This is a genomic window from Spirosoma fluviale (assembly GCF_900230225.1).
Taxonomy (GTDB): Bacteria; Bacteroidota; Bacteroidia; order Cytophagales; family Spirosomataceae; genus Spirosoma; species Spirosoma fluviale.
Map to the genome: position 1 here is coordinate 296,174 of NZ_OCNH01000007.1, position 16,885 is coordinate 313,058.

At 50.9% G+C, this 16,885-nt stretch carries 11 protein-coding genes; 7 read left to right on the forward strand and 4 right to left on the reverse strand.

The genetic code is table 11. From position 1 onward, the window contains the following. The first annotated feature begins 209 nt into the window (after positions 1 to 209). The 7 genes from CRO74_RS27835 to CRO74_RS27865 all read left to right on the forward strand — a co-directional run bounded on the left by CRO74_RS27835 (position 210) and on the right by CRO74_RS27865 (position 6,102). Positions 210 to 509, forward strand: a complete 300-nt coding sequence (locus CRO74_RS27835) for a hypothetical protein (protein ID WP_097130969.1) — start codon at positions 210 to 212, stop codon at positions 507 to 509. 59 nt (positions 510 to 568) lie between these two features. Continuing rightward, a complete protein-coding gene (locus tag CRO74_RS27840) occupies positions 569 to 1,003 on the forward strand; it encodes a hypothetical protein (RefSeq protein WP_097130971.1) in 435 nt (144 codons plus the stop codon). Positions 1,004 to 1,193: 190 nt separating this feature from the next. Then, entirely contained in the window at positions 1,194 to 2,432 is a 1,239-nt protein-coding gene (locus tag CRO74_RS27845; RefSeq protein ID WP_097130973.1) for an HBL/NHE enterotoxin family protein, read from the forward strand. Positions 2,433 to 2,508: 76 nt separating this feature from the next. After that, positions 2,509 to 3,618, forward strand: a complete 1,110-nt coding sequence (locus tag CRO74_RS27850; RefSeq protein WP_097130975.1) for an HBL/NHE enterotoxin family protein — start codon at positions 2,509 to 2,511, stop codon at positions 3,616 to 3,618. A 119-nt stretch (positions 3,619 to 3,737) separates the two neighbouring features. Then, positions 3,738 to 4,571, forward strand: a complete 834-nt coding sequence (locus CRO74_RS27855) for a hypothetical protein (protein WP_097130976.1) — start codon at positions 3,738 to 3,740, stop codon at positions 4,569 to 4,571. A gap of 103 nt (positions 4,572 to 4,674) precedes the next feature. Next, positions 4,675 to 4,920, forward strand: coding sequence for a hypothetical protein (locus tag CRO74_RS27860; protein ID WP_097130978.1), 246 nt, complete (start codon positions 4,675 to 4,677; stop codon positions 4,918 to 4,920). A gap of 63 nt (positions 4,921 to 4,983) precedes the next feature. After that, positions 4,984 to 6,102 (forward strand): hypothetical protein, encoded by a 1,119-nt coding sequence (locus CRO74_RS27865; RefSeq protein WP_144035990.1) that lies wholly within the window; start codon positions 4,984 to 4,986, stop codon positions 6,100 to 6,102. Positions 6,103 to 6,538: 436 nt separating this feature from the next. Here CRO74_RS27865 and CRO74_RS27870 read toward each other — a convergent pair whose 3' ends face one another. From CRO74_RS27870 to CRO74_RS27885, 4 genes are all read right to left on the reverse strand, one after another. After that, positions 6,539 to 9,328, reverse strand: a complete 2,790-nt coding sequence (locus CRO74_RS27870) for a substrate-binding domain-containing protein (RefSeq protein WP_245878007.1) — start codon at positions 9,326 to 9,328, stop codon at positions 6,539 to 6,541. Positions 9,329 to 9,605: 277 nt separating this feature from the next. Then, entirely contained in the window at positions 9,606 to 12,086 is a 2,481-nt protein-coding gene (locus tag CRO74_RS27875) for a hypothetical protein (protein ID WP_097130981.1), read from the reverse strand. Between the two features lie 47 nt (positions 12,087 to 12,133). Further along, positions 12,134 to 13,615 (reverse strand): RagB/SusD family nutrient uptake outer membrane protein, encoded by a 1,482-nt coding sequence (locus CRO74_RS27880; protein WP_097130983.1) that lies wholly within the window; start codon positions 13,613 to 13,615, stop codon positions 12,134 to 12,136. A 44-nt stretch (positions 13,616 to 13,659) separates the two neighbouring features. After that, the gene (locus tag CRO74_RS27885; protein WP_097130985.1) at positions 13,660 to 16,797 is read right to left on the reverse strand and encodes a SusC/RagA family TonB-linked outer membrane protein; all 3,138 of its coding nucleotides are present in this window, start codon (positions 16,795 to 16,797) and stop codon (positions 13,660 to 13,662) included. Positions 16,798 to 16,885 lie beyond the last annotated feature (88 nt).

Genomic DNA, 16,885 nt, shown 5'->3' on the forward strand with positions numbered 1-16,885 from the left:
GTTTGTCCATGGCTTGTCCATGCGTTTGTCCATGCCCAAAATTAGCTAAACCACAGGCCATCAGGCTTCCTTTGTCTCGTCCAAACGGCATTCCTGTTCACGTCAGCATACGCCCAAAAACAACTCGTACGGGTTGCTTACGCTGGGATTGATATAAGCAGGAACCGGATGAACAGCTACATAAAACTTACTCTAACCATTAAACAGCCATGGTAAAAAGAAAAACTAAAGACAAAACAAAAAGAGCTGGTTTCCCGGATTTCTCTTACGGTGAAGCCTCATTCGGCACAAATCGAGGCATATCGATGGGTGGGGGTGGCTTTGGTAAAAAGACGTATACGTTCGAGCCCGATCCGCATGATGACCCTTGGTATAACAATGGGAATCAGGGCGAATTTTATTGGCAGGCTGCCCAGGCCATTATAGACGGGGCGCTCGGGAGTGGGGAGTGGCCAAAAAAAGGACAGGTAGTCGTCAATAAAACTACCTACACGCTTGGCTCCCGGTAAATCATCGCCACTAACGAAGGCCAATTTGTTCTTTCTCCTCACTTAAACCTATACATCTTATGAAAGCATATGCAATGGTTGGTAAGTATATAGAAAATTTTAACACGCTGGTGGTGGCCAATCAACTCCGGGCCGCTACGGATAATTTCGCTCAGTTACCTTGGGACCACTCCGTTATTGAAATCCCGTCTGGAAATGCGTTGTTCTTATACGGTGGGCGGACCGCTTTGTTGAATGCGTTAGCACCTTTAGGAGATGGCCCAATACTTAGAGTGAATAGAAGAGCCGCCAATTGGGCATCGATAAAGATGGCTCTATTTCGGGCGGAGCGGAAAGTAGCAGGGGGGACGAAAATTAAACAACTACTTATGTTGGCTCCAGTGCCAAATGGTGTCCCGCAGGGATTACAACAAAAACTGGTACCAATCGGCGGAAGTAACACGATTGATTACATTCATTTAGTTGACCTCAAGTCTGTCATCGCGAATTTATAGCCCCAATCGGGCCTAATTACAGCTATTGCTGATTTGTTAAAAACTATACCGATGGAATTGGTTCGATCAGAATCCAGCCAGTGATATACCGGCAAGCAACTCAGCACCAGCAGAATGGGCCCGTGAAGACTATACTCCAAAGTTTAGTTGATCCTAACATATTAATCTTCTTGACCCCAACCTTACCCTCATGACAGTTTCATCAAAATACACATCCGAAACAAATCCCTTAGGCACTCAGAAGCTTCAACGAACCTATCTGATAGCTGCCGATAACATCGTAATCGAGCAGTTATACGCCAATATCATTCTGCAGCAACCCAGCCTTGACGTGTCAAAACTGAGTTCGGGGCTGGCTACGTCGATTAGTACGTTTCAGGACAGGATGAAGAGAAATGCAAATTTTGTCCTCACGAAGGTCGTTCCTGACTTCATTACAGTCCTGGGCGATGTTTCCAACTTCAGTAAACTGACCGACGCGAGCCTGTCAACTGGTCTTGACTATATCCAGAATGCCTATCAGGATACTGATTCGGCAAACGCAGGCACAAGCATTGCATCGAATCTAGCGAACAAGGCTGGTGAGATAGGTATCCACGTAAACACCCTGAATGATGATTATGCGGTTGCTAATCAGACTATCAACCAGTATGTCGACGGCTATAAAACCAGCATTTCGGAAGCGATAGCCCTGCTTGGTGATTCAGCGAAACAGGCATCAACGGAAATAGACGAGCTTCAGGCGGCAATCACAAAGAACATAAAAGACATTGTGGAAGGCGGAGACGAAGTGGGGGGAGCGATCACAAACCTGACTACCGGCATTCTGACCCAATTTACTGGTGCGGGCAATGACCCCAAACCAAAATCTGCTACAGACGGTGCTGATAAGGAAGAGGATGACGAGGACGAAGATGAGGAAGAAGACGAGGACGAAGATGACGAAGATGCAGATGAGAAGGGTAAGGATAAAGTAGACGATAAACTGGCTAAGGTGCCGGCAACGACCAAGCCCGGTACGGCCCCCGACGTAGACTTTGCGGTACAGGCTATAAAGGCCAGTAAGGAGGGAATGGCCAAAGCCAGTGAAGCGGCACATTTGCTTACGATCAATAACCAGAATTTGGAGGCTGCTTACCAGAAAATGGCCAAAGAAAACGCACTGATGGCCATTGCCAAAGTCATGCAGGTTCAAAATCAATTGTTTCTGGATGGTTTGGCAAACCTGTCGGCAGACGCCACCGCCCTCAAGACCGAATGGGCCGCCGTCGAGTCAGCTTATGCCGATTTCGGCCAGCAGATTGGCAGCGTAAAAGAACAATCGGAAGCTGCTGACCTACGCAGTGGAGCAGTAGCTGCCAGGGCGTTGTGGAATGCGTTGCGCGATCAGTTAAGCTACGTAAACAACTCTTTGTCCGGCCTGGCCTAATCATTTTCTCCAATAAGCCAAGTTTAGTACTGTTCAATACTAATCGATCTATCACAACTTAAATTGTTCAATCATCATGGAAAATGTAGCAACTACCGGAGCCGTACAAGGCTTGGACAATGCATCAAAAGGTTATTCATCACAAGGGTTAATTGTGCAGGGTTATTGCAATAGTGTACTGCAACAGGCTTCGGTTAATCTGCATAGTACACCAAAACTGAAAACATTAGAAACGGGAATAAATGATGGGCTTGTTATTGCAAAAGGGCATGCAGATGATTATCTGGCGAACATTCAGCCCCTTATCCTTGATAGTGTAGCCGATATGAGTAACTACTTTAAGGTTTACAATTCGATTGCTACGGTACTCGCTAAAAATACGAACGAAGATGCCTGGATACGGTCGTTGAACCAGATGAAAGACCAGTCTACTCAATATGAAACCAACGCTAAGTCGATTGTCAATAAACTGATCGTACTGAATTCAAATCTGGGTGTTGACTCGTCTGCTTTTGCCCGAATGGTTAGCGACCTGAACGTGGCCGCAGATGGAGATGATGGCATATTAAAGTCCATAGACGGCCAGTTAGGTACACTGCAGGGGCAAATAGATGGTTGCATAGCCGGAATGGCACTAAGCGGACTGGCTGTCATAGGCGGTGCTATTATGATCGGGATCGGTGCCATTAGCGAAATTTTTACGGGTGGTGCAGCTACTGCCCTGATTCTTGGGGGTGTAGCCGTTGTTGCAGCAGGCGTAGGGGGTGAAGCGGGGTCGGCTATTACGTTCCAGACACTGAATAACCAGAAAAACGACCTGTTGGTGCAACAGTCTTCCCTAAGTAATGAAGTGAAGCTGGCTTTGGGCCTGAGTATCGGTTATAATGGAATTAATTCGCAAGCCAGAGCGGCCATGTCCGCAGCTACCCAGATGAGCAATGCATGGGGCTTACTAAAGGGTGAACTCGGCAACTTGGTTTCTAACCTGGAAGACGGCATAACGAGTACGGATATTATGCGGGAAATTTTTCTGACGGCGGCCAATTTAACCATTCCAGACGTGAAACGTGGCATCGACAATATTAACTCCCAAATGTCGGGGACCCAAGTTCTTATAGCTCCTCAGGGCCAACGCATTGGCGACTTCGCCGTGAGTCTGGCCAACGGATACAAGCTGGCAGCTTAACGATTCCCGGTTGTGTTCCACCGATTCAGGGGAGTTTAATAACTCTGAATCGGTGGAACACAACCGGTCAATAACTTATCGATTATGACCTCAGCATTACTCTCTACTACTCTTTCGCCATGTCCCTACCTTATACTTACTCAGCGGAGTTAGGCTATCAGGCTCCCGATATTGAACCCATTCCCACCCCGCCGTTTATCCCGGTTCCTATGTTCGGGACCGGATTGCTCAGCCGGGCTATTCAGAATCTGCAGGGATCGATTCAGGAGTTACTCAAGCTGACGGGACTGCCTGTTGAGGCTCACAATAAACGGAGTTCTATGCTTCCTGTATTAGCGAATGAACTCCTGAAAATTACCGCGATTCAACCCGTTGTCAGCCAATTTGTGGTCGATGCCATGCCCGGTCTTCAGCAGGCCCAGGCAAATCTGGAGGCAAACACGAATCTGGACCAGGTAGTAGCCGCAATTTCCCGAGTTGGTACATTGGCAGGTGCGTTGAAGCAAGGCGTAGATGACTTAAGTTCCGATATTAATGCTACCCATACTCAGATCATTGATCTAATAACCAGCCTGGCACCCCTGAAAAAGCAGATTCAAAATCAACAAATCCATCTTCAGGGAGAATTGGAAGCTGAAGAAAATAAACTCAAAAATCCATGGATCGTTCCAAGCTATTGGCTAGTGGAAGAAATAAGAAACCAAATCCGCTTTATGGAAGCCTATTCTGTTTCTCTAAAAGAAAGTGAGCGCTCCCTGACCTCAATGGTTGCTGATTTTTCAGGCGTGATTAATCAAATAAGCTATGTGAGCAACGCCGTTCACATTGTTGCCAGCGAGGATGCGCACGTAATTGATGATCTGAAAAATACCCAAGGCGATCAATTGATCGCGAGAATATACCTGATGACGACCATCAGCCAACTGCAAACACTGGAAACCGACGCTTCCTGAAACTACCAGAACGGACTTGACCGTAATCCTGTAGAACAATTCACATCGCCAGAACAGCTTAACGCAAAATCAATAAATTTTATATCCTTTAAGCACTAAAAACATGGCAGATCTCCCAAAAAAGAACCAGGAAGACGTATTAGAAGCAGCCAGATCTGGCTCTAAGGTTAGTTACCCAGCCTATCAGCACTATATGGACAATTTGAACGCAACGTATTGCACCAAGACAAAAGTCAAAAGTCATGCTGTTGGCGCTGCCTGGGTTAAGTCCTGTTTAGCGGCTCATCCGGGAACAAGCTGCAATGGCAAACCATGGCTCAGCAACAAACAGGATGGTACTATATGGTAAAAATGAAATAAATCAGCCCAACACTCATAGCCGCCTGAAAACCCTACCAACCCGTTGTCTACCATGCCTTTAGAACATAGTCAATCAACATCAAACGCCGAGCGCCCGGCTACAAGCAGGCGCTCGGCGCTGCTGATTGGTAGTCTACCTTTTGCCAGTGAAGAGGAGTGCATGAAACTTGCCCTCAATGCGCTGGGACCATCGCTGTTTAGCCTTCCCGATGGCGAGATCGGCGAGAAAACGCCCGCCTTCCCGAAAGGCAACCGCATTGCCTGGGTGGTATACGCCATCGAAAAACTGACGCAGGATACCGAGAGCTGGCAGGTTGTGAAACAACCCCAACGGAGCAAAGTCGACGGTATGGCCATTAACTATGACAGTTTTCAGAAACTGAAACCCCGCCATTCGCCTGCTGATATGCCAAAGCACGTGCGGCTTGGCTATGACGATTTTTTCCGGCGTAGTTACCCCATCTTTCAGCGCATGCGTAGTGAGCATGGGCTGCCCGGGCTGAAATTTCAGATGGGCGTTCCAACTGGTTTTGCGATGGGCTTTGCTTTTTCCAGCCCCATTACATGGCTGCGCTACACCTACGCTTTCAATACGGTGATTGCCCGCGAAGTAAACGCAGCATTAGCTGAAGCAGGAGATGATTTGATCATACAAATCGAGGTGCCGCCCGAACTCTACGCTGCCTACAAACTTCCCGCCCCGCTTATGGGTCTGGCTCTGCTCCCAATTCTGAACCTGTTGAACAAGATTGTGCCCGGTGCGCAGATCGGGATGCACCTGTGCCTGGGTGATTTTCACAACGAAGCACTCGTACACCCCAAAACACTGGGTAAGATGGTAGCCTTCTCGAACGCTCTGGCCCAGGCGTGGCCTCAGCAACACAAGTTGGCTTACGTTCATTATCCATTTGCGGAAGGCTGTATTGCCCCACCAAGCGACAGCCGATATTACGCTCCCTTAGCAGCCATTCAGTTACCGCGTGCAACCCGCTTTGTGGCTGGCTTTGTTCATGAAAAGCGTACGCTGGCTGAAAACCGGCACATTCTGGACAGCATCGAAACCGCTCATGGGCAGGCTGTGGACATCGCCTGCTCGTGCGGACTTGGTCGTCGGTCGCCAGAAACGGCTATCGAACTTCTATCGCTAATAGCGCGGCTGACAGATACTTAGATCTTTGTCGCTGTCTTCTCAGCTTATAGTAGTGTCAGTTCATTACAACCAATTCCAAGGATCGTATGCCATTGGTTATAGTTGACAATCATTAAATATCTACGCGTATGCTACGAATAGTAGTTGACAGTTATTAAAATATGCCGTCTAACTAAATGCCCTTTTTAAGTGACGGTCGCCAAACTTCTACTATTTGCGTTAGATCTGGCTATGGCCTATCTCAAATTGTTATCTCACAAATCAACATATAGTTTTCATGTGGTATACCTGAGTTTATGAGGCTAGTTTTTCTCCCAAACAATGAATTCACGGTTGTATAATCAAACGTTACATTGACCTATTGGAGATTTTGCGAAAAAACTTTCTTATCATAACTCTTTGACGCTCTTTTCTACTAAACTTTATTATTGAGGTGAATAATGGCTGACTACCTTCACTACACACCCGCCGGTGATTTTCGGTATTCCGACGGAGTCTTTTGCGTGTGTTGCTTGAAAAACGTGGTGAAATAAGCGGGTGAGCTGAAGCCGGTTTCGTAGGCGATTTCGGCCATTGTTTTGGTACTTTCAGCCAATAGTCGCCGGGCTTTTTTCAGACGTATTTCGGCCACGTAATCAATTACGTTCATATCCAGCAAGGCTTGCACTTTCCGGTAAAGTTGCACCCGCGACAGGCCCATATCACGACTCAACTTCTCGACCCCAAAGTCCGGATCAGTCAGATTTTGCTCGATCAGCCCGGTCAGCTCATTCAGGAATTTCTTATCCTGCCGGTTACCAGCACCCGCTTGCGACAGGAAATCGGAGGCATACCGGCGCTGCCATTTTTCGCGGTTGGCCAGTGTAGTTCGGAGCACTTCGAGCAGATAGGTGGTGTTGAATGGCTTGGTAATGTACGCATCGGCTCCGGCGCGGGTGCCTTCAATACGCTGCTCCATCTGCCCTTTGGCCGTTAGCAACACCACCGGAATGTGGGAGGTCCGCAGATCGGCTTTTACCCGCTGCGTGAGTTGCATACCGTCCATACCCGGCAGCATAATATCGCTGATGATCAGGTCGGGAATAACGTCGATGGCCCGTTCCCAGCCTTTTTCGCCCGTACTCTCCGCAATAATATCGAACTCGTGGCCCAATCGGGTAGTCAGAAACGTCCGGATGTCGTCGTTATCTTCAACGACCAGCAGTGTACCCAACTGTTTTTTTATCGGGTCAGGCGGGGCGGCAACGTCCTCTTCATCTATATCGACCAGAAAGCGCGGAGAAATGGCTATTCCTTCTTTCAAGGCATTTCGAAAGCCCGACCGGTCTATTTCCTCTTCGGACAAATGGGCATTTCCCAGAGGCAGCAGAATGGTAAAAGTCGTCCCTTTATTCTTTTCCGACTGCACCGTGATTTCGCCCTGGTGCAGCTGAATAAACTCCATCGACAGCGCCAGTCCCAACCCTTTCGAGAGGTTGAACGGCCGCGTTCCACTGAAGAAAAGGTCAAAGGCATGCGCCTGCTCATCGGGCGTCATACCTTCGCCATTATCCTCCACCTGAATACATACCTGCGTATCCTGTACGTCGAGCCGAATGTGAATCAGGCCCCCTCTCGGTGTGTATTTGAATGCGTTGGAGAGCAGATTCACAATCACCTTATCCAGCTTTTCGTCATCGAACCAGACCAGCAAACTGGGTTTCGACGGGATAAACTGAAGGTCGATCCGTTGTTTCTCAGCCTTACGTCTAAAGTCCACGACAATATCCTCAATGAAAGCCACCAAATCCTGTTCTGATGTACGGAGCCGTTGCTTACCCGCATCGGTTTTACGCAGGTCGAGCATCTGGTCAATCAAGCGCAACAGTCGGTAGGCGTTTTTCTGGATGAGCGCGAGGTTAGATTTCAGGTCGTGGGTACTAACGGTTTTCTTCGTCAGCAGATCTTCCGTTGGTGTCAGGATAAGGCTCAGGGGCGTGTTAAATTCATGCGAGATGTAGGAATAGAACCGTAGCTTTTCTTCCGTTGCCAGCCGGGCCTGCTGCGAAACAGCCTCTATTTTATCTTTCTGTTGCCGAATTTCTTCATTTTGGTTCTCCAGCGTTCGGTACGCTGCCTGCTTCGACCGAAAGAGATACAGTGCCCAGGCTCCCAGCAACATAACCACAAGCAGACTGGCCAGCGTAATATATAACGTGTTTTTCTGGGACGCGTACGTTTGCGTTAGCGCGTCAATGCGCTGGCTTTGCTTTTCAATATCAGCCTGTTGCGCCAGTAGTTTGTCGCTCTGCGCCTTCAACGCCCGAATATTCGACCCATCTATCTGAATGGAGTTGAGTATCTGCTCCCGTTTCACCGATTTTCCAGCCAGAATCCGTGTAGCTGTTTCAATGGCTTCCTCCCCGCCCGTCGGGTACAAAAAACTGGCTTTCAGTATGCCGTCCGTTATCGCCTGCATACCCGCATTTGGACCGGGCAGGGCGTCGATGCCAACAAAATCCAGGTTTTGCTGAAGTCCGTTTTGCATGCAGACCGCATACGCTCCAAGGGCCATCACATCATTATGGGCAAATACCAAATCGGCCTCCTTCAGGGTACTCAGTTCCGCAGCCACTACCCGACGTACCGTATCGCGCTCCCACTGCCCATTCAGCTCTTTCACCACCCGTATGCCCGGATATTTGGCTAACTCTTCGTGAAGCCCCCGGTGCCGCTCCTGAGCGGGCGATGAACTGGGCAGTCCCCACACCTCAACGACCCGTCCTTTCCCTCTCAGGTGATTGCCAATAAAAACACCGGCTAACCGGCCAATTTCGACGTTATCGCCACCGATGTAGGCGTTATAGGATTCAGTTTCAATTTTCCGATCAAGCAGAATTACCGGAATACCCCGCTTAAAAACGTCTTCGATAACTTTGGCAAAGGGAGCTACTTCGTTGGGCGAAACGATCAGCAGGTCGATGCCCCGATCGATCAGCGTGTTTATCTGGCTGATTTGCCGGGCTGTGCTGTTACCGGCGTCTTCGTAGAGGAGCGTGCAATTAGGGTGAAACGTGAGCTCACGCTTCATATCGCTGAGCATGGTTTTGCGCCATTCGTCGGCCCCGGTGCATTGCGAGAAACCAATTCGGTAGGTTTTCGTCTTCGTTTCCGATTGACAACTTCCCAGCAGGCACCATCCTACGAAAAGAAGTAGCCCGTTAAAGGCCTTTTTTCTTAAAGTAGACTTTGCAAGAGAAAAAGTCATGTCTGTTTTCGGGCAACGACCCCTGTAATTCATGAAAGACGAAGATATTTCGGCACTGTTCAAAGATAATGTATAAGGAACGGCATACAAAGACCGTCCTTATCAGTAATGAACACGCAGACCATCAAATAATCCCCACCCCTGGAGCGCCATTGCATGATTTACCTCTTTCTTATCCGTAAAACGAAAATGAGTCATCCCGAATGTAAACAGACCAGCCAAAGACGCTGCGTTTACATTCGGGACGACTCATGTCTGATAAACAGACGCTCTTGACCTACTTATACGTTAACAACGTGGTTGCCTGGCAGGCTTTATCGGTTTTAAACCGAACCCAACGGGCCTGGAAATCCTTCGGAAAAATATAGTCGACCGTTTTTCCGGGGGCGACCGTAAACGATTTATAGGTCATCCAGACGCCTGTACCCACCGGATCGGCCTCAATCGTGATGGTTACTGGTTGCGTAGCGCTGTGCGACAGTTGCAGCGTACGACGGTCGTAAAAACCAATCAGATACGGGTCAGACGCTTCATTAGCCTTAACCGACGTATTTTTCCAGGGGCCACCGTGGCCGGTTGGTTTGCCCAGTTTCCAGAGATCGTCTATGGCCCCCGCCCAAACGGCCGCCTTTTTATCATCCGAGACAATGATATGCTCATTTTTCGCGGCCGTTTTCAGGTCGATGCCCGTCATTACAAGCAGCCCCCGATACGATGCGTAATCGTTAATGCGCAACGTATGCGAGGCAACCGGCCGCATTTTGGCATAGCCGTCGGCATTCTCGGCGGGCAATTCATAGAACGTACCGTGGCAATTGAGCAGGTCGCGCTCGGTAGCTACTTCCCGGCAGACTCGCAATGCGGCCTGATTGGTCAATGAGGTGTAGCTGTCGCTGCCAAGGGGCAACCGCCAGCGCCGTCCTTTGTCGTCGACGATCAGCACGCTCGACTCCTCGATAGTCACGACTTTCTCCGGAATGGCGAACTTGTTTTTGATCACCTGCACAACACCGGCGTCGTCTTTCCGAATAAGCTGCATGTTGGCGTTCAGTTCATAATAGCCAACGTCCGATGCTTGTCCGCCTTTATAGTCCAATGCAGCCATGCCCAACGCCCGGCGATTGTTGCCCAGTCCGTACATCAACCCACCCGAGGTGTTGGCGGTTGCCACCGGGCTAAGTCCGGTAAACAGGTTACCGGCGGTCGTGCTGCGCGTGTCGTTAGCCGAATATGAGAAGTGGGCGGAAAGATTGGCTGCCTTATTCGATTTCACCCGAATCCACTCGCCGGGCGTAGTGGTGGCAAACGCTATATTTGCGGATTGGCGCCCCCCAACGGTTACCGTTTGTAAGGGTGTCCAGGTGCTTTTCCCGGCTTTGTCAACCTCAAAACTAACCTGTACGCTTTGGTCACCGTTGTTTTGCACCCAGGCCGAGCGATTGGCCCAACCAGCAAACAGAAACGGCTCGGAGGGTTCGTTAGCTTTCACGGCTTCATTCAGCCAGACGGACCCCTCGGCTGTGTTTGGCCCCAGTTCATCGGGAAGGTTCAGGGAAGTGAACCACAGGTTGGAGTTCGACTGGCCGGGGCCTTCGAGGTTTCCCTTCACTTTCCGTTTGTTCAGAAACTCTTTCTGAGCTGAGTCGTCACAGCCAAACACCAGTCTATCGTTCCAGCGGGCGTAGTCGCCAATTACTTTCAGGTAGGCAGAACGCGGTCTGATACCGGCCGTGTTTGCCGCCGTAAACCCACCGGGAAACCGCCAGAACATCCCGTGCATGGTCATCAGATAATCGGGCTGCGCCGTTGTACCCACATCGCGGATGCGGGGCCATTCGGTGTTCCAGCCGTGGGCACCGTCGTAGGAGTGACTGGCTTTGGGCAGGCGAAAAAAGTGCCAGCCCGTGGCTTTGTCGCGCACACCCAGCAGCACCGATTTATGATCCCAGCCCGTGGCCCAGATGGCGTCAGTAGCCGCGTTTTTGTTGCCGTAAATGCCACCGGGGCCAGTCACTTCAACGAATTGATTCCGGCGGACTACTTTCCAGTCTTTCCCGTTCCATTCGGAAAGTGAACCCGCATCGACGTCGAATTGAGCCAGTGCTTTGGCACCCGGTTCGCCGTTATTGGAATAGACCATCACCCCTTGCCCCGAATACGCGCCTTTCCCGTGCGCTCCCGGCAATAAAATGTTTTCCAGATTATTCGATTCGTCCGTCTCTTTCTTCCGTTTAACGTTGCCATCTTCATAGAGCATGGTTGGCGTCAGGCTGTTTACGTCCACATCATAGAAGCCCTCTTCCATGGTTGCGTAGTAGATCTTTCCCTTTGGATCGGTCAGGTGGCGGGCGTTACCGGTGTGCCGACCCGGCATCCTACTGTAAGGAATGACTCGCACATGCGCCTTGCTGTCAATGGCGTACGGCCCAATGAAAAGCTGGTTGCTTTCGGGGTGAATCATCCGGTTGGCGGGGGTGCCACCAATGCTTTCCGACCGGACGATCTGCTTCAGATCGGGCGTTATTTCGTAGAGTTTATCCGACGAGCCAAACGGCAAATGCGGACCGTAGGTAACTACCCAGAGCTTACCCGCCCAGGGCACAACGGCACCGGTTCCGCATTCGCCTTCGTTGTTATACATGGCGAGCTGCGGGTAAATGCCGCTGTACGATGGCATTTTTTTTGACTGGGCGACGGCTACATTACTGTGTGTCAGTAGCCATGCAACAAGGCAGGCCGAAAAAAAATACGTTTTCATTGACTAAATAATAAGTTGAGAATTAAGCGATTACATATCCGAATCTACTACCAGCCCGGACTCTGGGTTAGTTTGGGATTGGCCTGAATTTCTTCCAGCGGAATGGGATAATACCGGTGTTTATCCTGTGGCGTTCGGGTTGGATACACATCATTAACGGCTTTGGGGATAACGGTCATGAAAGTGTTGGTCCGCGTCAGGTCGAACCAGCGGTCGGCTTCGGCGAATAGTTCCCACGAGCGTTCCTGTAGCACGGCCGCCAGAAAGGCGTCTTTCCCCAGTCCCGCTGTGAGATCGCTCAGCCCGGCCCGTTTCCGAACGGCGTTGATGTACCCATAGGCCGCAGGTGTTGCCCCATTCTGACGTGCTTCGGCTTCGGCAGCGACCAGATACACATCGGCCAGCCGGATAATGGGGAAATTGCAGTTGTTGGCTTCTCCGATGGAGTTCGGGTCGCGGTATTTCCGAATCAAAACACCTTTGGGGGTAACAGGTGTAATGTCTTTCTGCGGAACAATTTTGCCGGCTACATCGCGGTAAGTGGTATCCAGCAACTGCCGCCGTTTGTCGGTCGGCGAAAAAGAATTGAAGAACGACTGATAGGCAAACCACGAGCCAAACGACACTTTGGCGTAATCGGGTCCCGAGCTGTTGCGAGGCCCGGCAATGCCCATCACCGTCAACCAGCGACTGGGCGTTACCCGGTCGGCTTCCACGGCCCACATGTTTTCGATTCGGGCCACATCTTCTTTGTCCACATCGAACACATCCAGTACGTTCGGCATCAGCGCGTATTTGCCCGAATTAATGGTCGCTTGTGCCTGTTGCAAGGCTTTGTTCCAGTCTTCGTTATACAGCGCGACTTTGGCGTATAATCCCTGAATGGCTTCTTTGGATGGACGGCCCTTGACCAGACTGGCCGAGTACGACGGCAATCCGGCAATGGCCTGATCCAAATCGCTGTAAATCTGCTTGTAGATGTCGGCCCTGGGACTTTTGGCAACGAGTGCTTCAACTTCGCTGGTGCTGGGCTTGATTTTCACCGGAATCTCGTTGAACGTTTTGGTCAGCGTCCAGTGGTACAACGCCCGCAGCGCGTAGGCTTCGGCCACGATTTCGGTCCGTCGCTGCACATCCATCTGGATGGCCGGGACTTTATCAATGACCCAGTTGGCGTTTTCGATGCCCTTGTAACTAAACCGCCAGACGCCCTGCGGCCCCTCCGTTTCGTGCCGACCCGAGTTTCGCTGCGCCGTAAAATACGGATCGTAGGAAAATAGCGTGATCGTGTTTCGGCCTACAACGGCCCGTGGATAAGCCTGATCGGCAGCAAAATCCGAAACGGCTACGAGCGGAAACCCGTACAGATTGATCAGCGACCCGGCCGCCGAGGCAATGCCCGCTTCTGCATCAGATGCCGTTTTGTAGAAGTTCGTTGTAAAAATGGAAGAATACACCGATTCGTCCAGTTTGCTGCATGAAATCGTCAGGCCCGACAACGCCAGCAACAGCAGAATATGTTTTTTCATGAGTTTTGAGAAGTTATCGGTCAATTAAATCACATAAATCCCGGTCAGAAAGTGATCTGTAAGCCACCCAGGTAAGACCGGGCAATGGGATAGGTACCGTTATCGATAAACTGGGTCGTGGCATTGCCGAAGTTGTTCACTTCTGGGTCGAAACCCGTGTACTTCGTGAAGGTCAGCGCATTATTGGCACTGACGTATAGCCGAATCTGGCTAATGCCTTTGATTTTGGGGAAGGTGTAGCCCAGCGAAACATTCTTCAGCCGAATAAAGGAAGCATCCTCCACGTAGCGGTCGGAAATAGGCAACCGCCCCCCCTGAAATCCGCTGGAGTACTCATTATTCGGGTTCGTTGGCGACCAGCGATCGGCCATACCGGCCAGCACATTCTGTTGCCCAAGTGCCGTTTCGAAGGTATAGCGGAACAGGTTCATGAGTTTGTTGCCCTGCACTCCCTGTACAAACAGGTTCAGGTCGAAGCCCTGGTAACGGAAGGACGACGAGAAACCAAACGTGTATTTCGGCTGGGAGTTGCCCACAATGAGCTGATCGGCGGCCGTAATGGTGCCGTCGCCGTTGATGTCTTTCACTTTATGGCCACCCAGGCGTCCGTCGTAGCCCGGCAAGATGGTTTCGCCGGATTGACTGATGCCGTCGAAGATGTACGTCCGGTACAGGCCCATGGGATAGCCGACCTTCAAGAGCGCGAAGGCCGAGCGGGGCAGCTCGTCCAGAATACCGTCCAGTGACAGCACTTCGTTTTTGTTGAACGTAATATTCGCCGATGCATCCCACTGAAACCCGCGTCCACTGCCCGGTATAATCCGGCCATTGACGGCCAGTTCGACGCCACTATTCTGGATCGAACCGAAGTTTCCGGTTAGCGCCGTATAACCCGACGACATGGGCAATACTTTCTGAAACAGCAGGTTATCGGTGCGTTTCTTGTAATAATCGGCGACCAGCGACAGGCGGTTATTGAACAGGCTAATATCGACACCAACATCGACCTGCGTCGAGCGTTCCCATTGCAAATCAGGGTTGGGAATGGCGATGGGGTTAATGCCGGTAACGGGGTTGTGGTTGTAATTGTAGTTCAGACCCGACGTGCTAACCGTAGCCAGCGATTGGTACGGGTCAATAGCACCGGCGTTACCCGTTATACCCCAGCTTCCGCGTAGTTTCAAATCGGAAATGAACGAAGCCGACTTCATGAACGGCTCTTCGACAATTCGCCAGGCACCCGCCACCGCCGGAAAAAAGCCATATTTGTTATTCTCCCCGAATTTGCTGGAGCCATCGGCGCGGGCCGTCAAATCCAGGAAATACTTATCCTTGTAGCCGTAATTTATCCGTCCCAGATAGGAATCCAGCCGCGATTTGCTCTTGTCGCTGCCAATACGCTGGTTGACAGCCAGGCCAACCGAGTTATTCTGCGTTATGTCGTTCGGAAAATTTGACGCGGTCTGCGTATAGCCCTGATTGACATTGGCCTGCGTGGCCAGAACGGCCGTAGCAGTTAAGGTGTGATGAGCGGCCAGACGAGTCCGGTACGTAAAAATACTTTCGTGCAGGAGCGTCCGCCCGTAGGAACTTACGTTCGAGGCACTCCCCCCACCCGACGCCAGCTGCGACTGGCTCAACAGCGATAAGGGCGAGTAAAACTCCGACAAGGTGTTGCCCAGATCGACGTTAAAACTTGGCCGATACGTAAATCCTTTAAACAGGGCGAAGTCGATGTACACATTGGCCAGAATCCGCTGGCTCGTCTGCCGGTTTATAGGCGTAATGAAGTTCAGCGGGTTTGTTACTTCCTGATACTGCCCATTCATCTGGTCCTGAAACGGATATATACTCCCATCGGCCCGGTAGGGTGTTAGCGTCGGCGGTGCGGCTACGGCAGCCCCGAGCACCCCCGCCCTACTGCTGGTCACGTCGGAGCCGGTGCCACCCACACTTACCCCGTTGTTGATGGAATAGCCGTAGTACAGACTGGTGCCGATTTTCACCCGGTCGTTCAGGCGATGGTCGACGTTGGACCGGAATGAATACCGCGTGAAGTTGGAGTTTTTAATGATCCCGTCCTGATTGAAGTAGTTCAGAGAAAGGGCCAGTTGCGTTTTCTGATTTCCACCCGTTACGGAAAGCTGGTGGCTCTGGATCGCGGCTTTTCGAAAGATCAGATCCTGCCAGTTAGTGCCTTCGCCCAGGCTGGCCGGGTTCGCGTAGATCGCGCGTTTGTAGACGTCGTTTTCGAGTTGGGCAAACTGAGGTGCATTCAGCACATTCAGGGTTTTATTGACCTGCTGCACCCCGCCATAGCCATCGTAACTAACCCGCGTAGCCCCATCCTTCCCGCGTTTGGTCGTGATCAGCACCACGCCATTGGCTGCCCTTGCGCCATAAATAGCCGTCGACGAGGCATCCTTGAGCACTTCGATGGACTCAATGTCATTCGGGTTGATTTGGGAGAGCGGGCTCACATCGGTAATGCCGCCGGAGTTCGCAATCTGAATACCGTCGATGACGTAGAGCGGTTCCGAGCTGCCGTTAATGGAGTTTGTTCCCCGAATCCGAACGCTGACATTGCCACCCGGTGCCCCGGAATTCTGCGTAATCTGAACCCCGGCCACCCGTGCCTGCAAGCCCTGCGCTACGTTGGCAACGGGCGTTTGCAACAGATCGGCCGCTTTAACGGAAGCGATGGCCCCCGTTGTTTCAATTTTTCGCTGTGTTCCATACCCCACGACAATAACTTCTTCCAGCGCTTTGGTATCGGGAAGAAGTTGAACCGTGATGGTTGTCCGACTGCCAACGGCGATCTCCTGTGGTAAATAACCAACAAAACTCACCACCAGCGTAGCGGCATTGTCGGGAACAGCCAGTTGAAACGTACCTTTCGTGTCTGTAACCGCTCCGCGTTGCCGACCCGTTGGATCGGTACCTTTAAGGAGGACACTCACGCCGGGGAGGACTACGCCTTTTTCGTCGGTGATGGTGCCCGTAATGATGCGATCATCAAGAGAAAGCGGATTGGTTTGTATCGGTTTGCCGATCGTGCCAACGCCAGAAAGATGGGTTGGTATTGGGCCGGAATCCAGTCTGCCCAAGTGCCAGCCCTGCGACAATTGAGGAGACAATAATCCTAAAAAAACGACGCAGTACAGTAAACGTTTTTGTCGCATAATATTTAGATATTTATAGTTTTTGAGTCGGCTAGCCTGTAAATGAGCTTCAGACGAATACGAGTATACAAAGGTAATTTTGTATTAT

Coding starts and splice junctions, on each gene's coding strand:
- CRO74_RS27885 (WP_097130985.1), bottom strand. CDS start 16,797: ATGCGACAAAAACGTTTACTGTACTGCGTCGTTTTTTTAGGATTATTG.
- CRO74_RS27855 (WP_097130976.1), top strand. CDS start 3,738: ATGTCCCTACCTTATACTTACTCAGCGGAGTTAGGCTATCAGGCTCCC.
- CRO74_RS27865 (WP_144035990.1), top strand. CDS start 4,984: ATGCCTTTAGAACATAGTCAATCAACATCAAACGCCGAGCGCCCGGCT.
- CRO74_RS27880 (WP_097130983.1), bottom strand. CDS start 13,615: ATGAAAAAACATATTCTGCTGTTGCTGGCGTTGTCGGGCCTGACGATT.
- CRO74_RS27850 (WP_097130975.1), top strand. CDS start 2,509: ATGGAAAATGTAGCAACTACCGGAGCCGTACAAGGCTTGGACAATGCA.
- CRO74_RS27845 (WP_097130973.1), top strand. CDS start 1,194: ATGACAGTTTCATCAAAATACACATCCGAAACAAATCCCTTAGGCACT.
- CRO74_RS27875 (WP_097130981.1), bottom strand. CDS start 12,086: ATGAAAACGTATTTTTTTTCGGCCTGCCTTGTTGCATGGCTACTGACA.
- CRO74_RS27860 (WP_097130978.1), top strand. CDS start 4,675: ATGGCAGATCTCCCAAAAAAGAACCAGGAAGACGTATTAGAAGCAGCC.
- CRO74_RS27835 (WP_097130969.1), top strand. CDS start 210: ATGGTAAAAAGAAAAACTAAAGACAAAACAAAAAGAGCTGGTTTCCCG.
- CRO74_RS27840 (WP_097130971.1), top strand. CDS start 569: ATGAAAGCATATGCAATGGTTGGTAAGTATATAGAAAATTTTAACACG.
- CRO74_RS27870 (WP_245878007.1), bottom strand. CDS start 9,328: ATGACTTTTTCTCTTGCAAAGTCTACTTTAAGAAAAAAGGCCTTTAAC.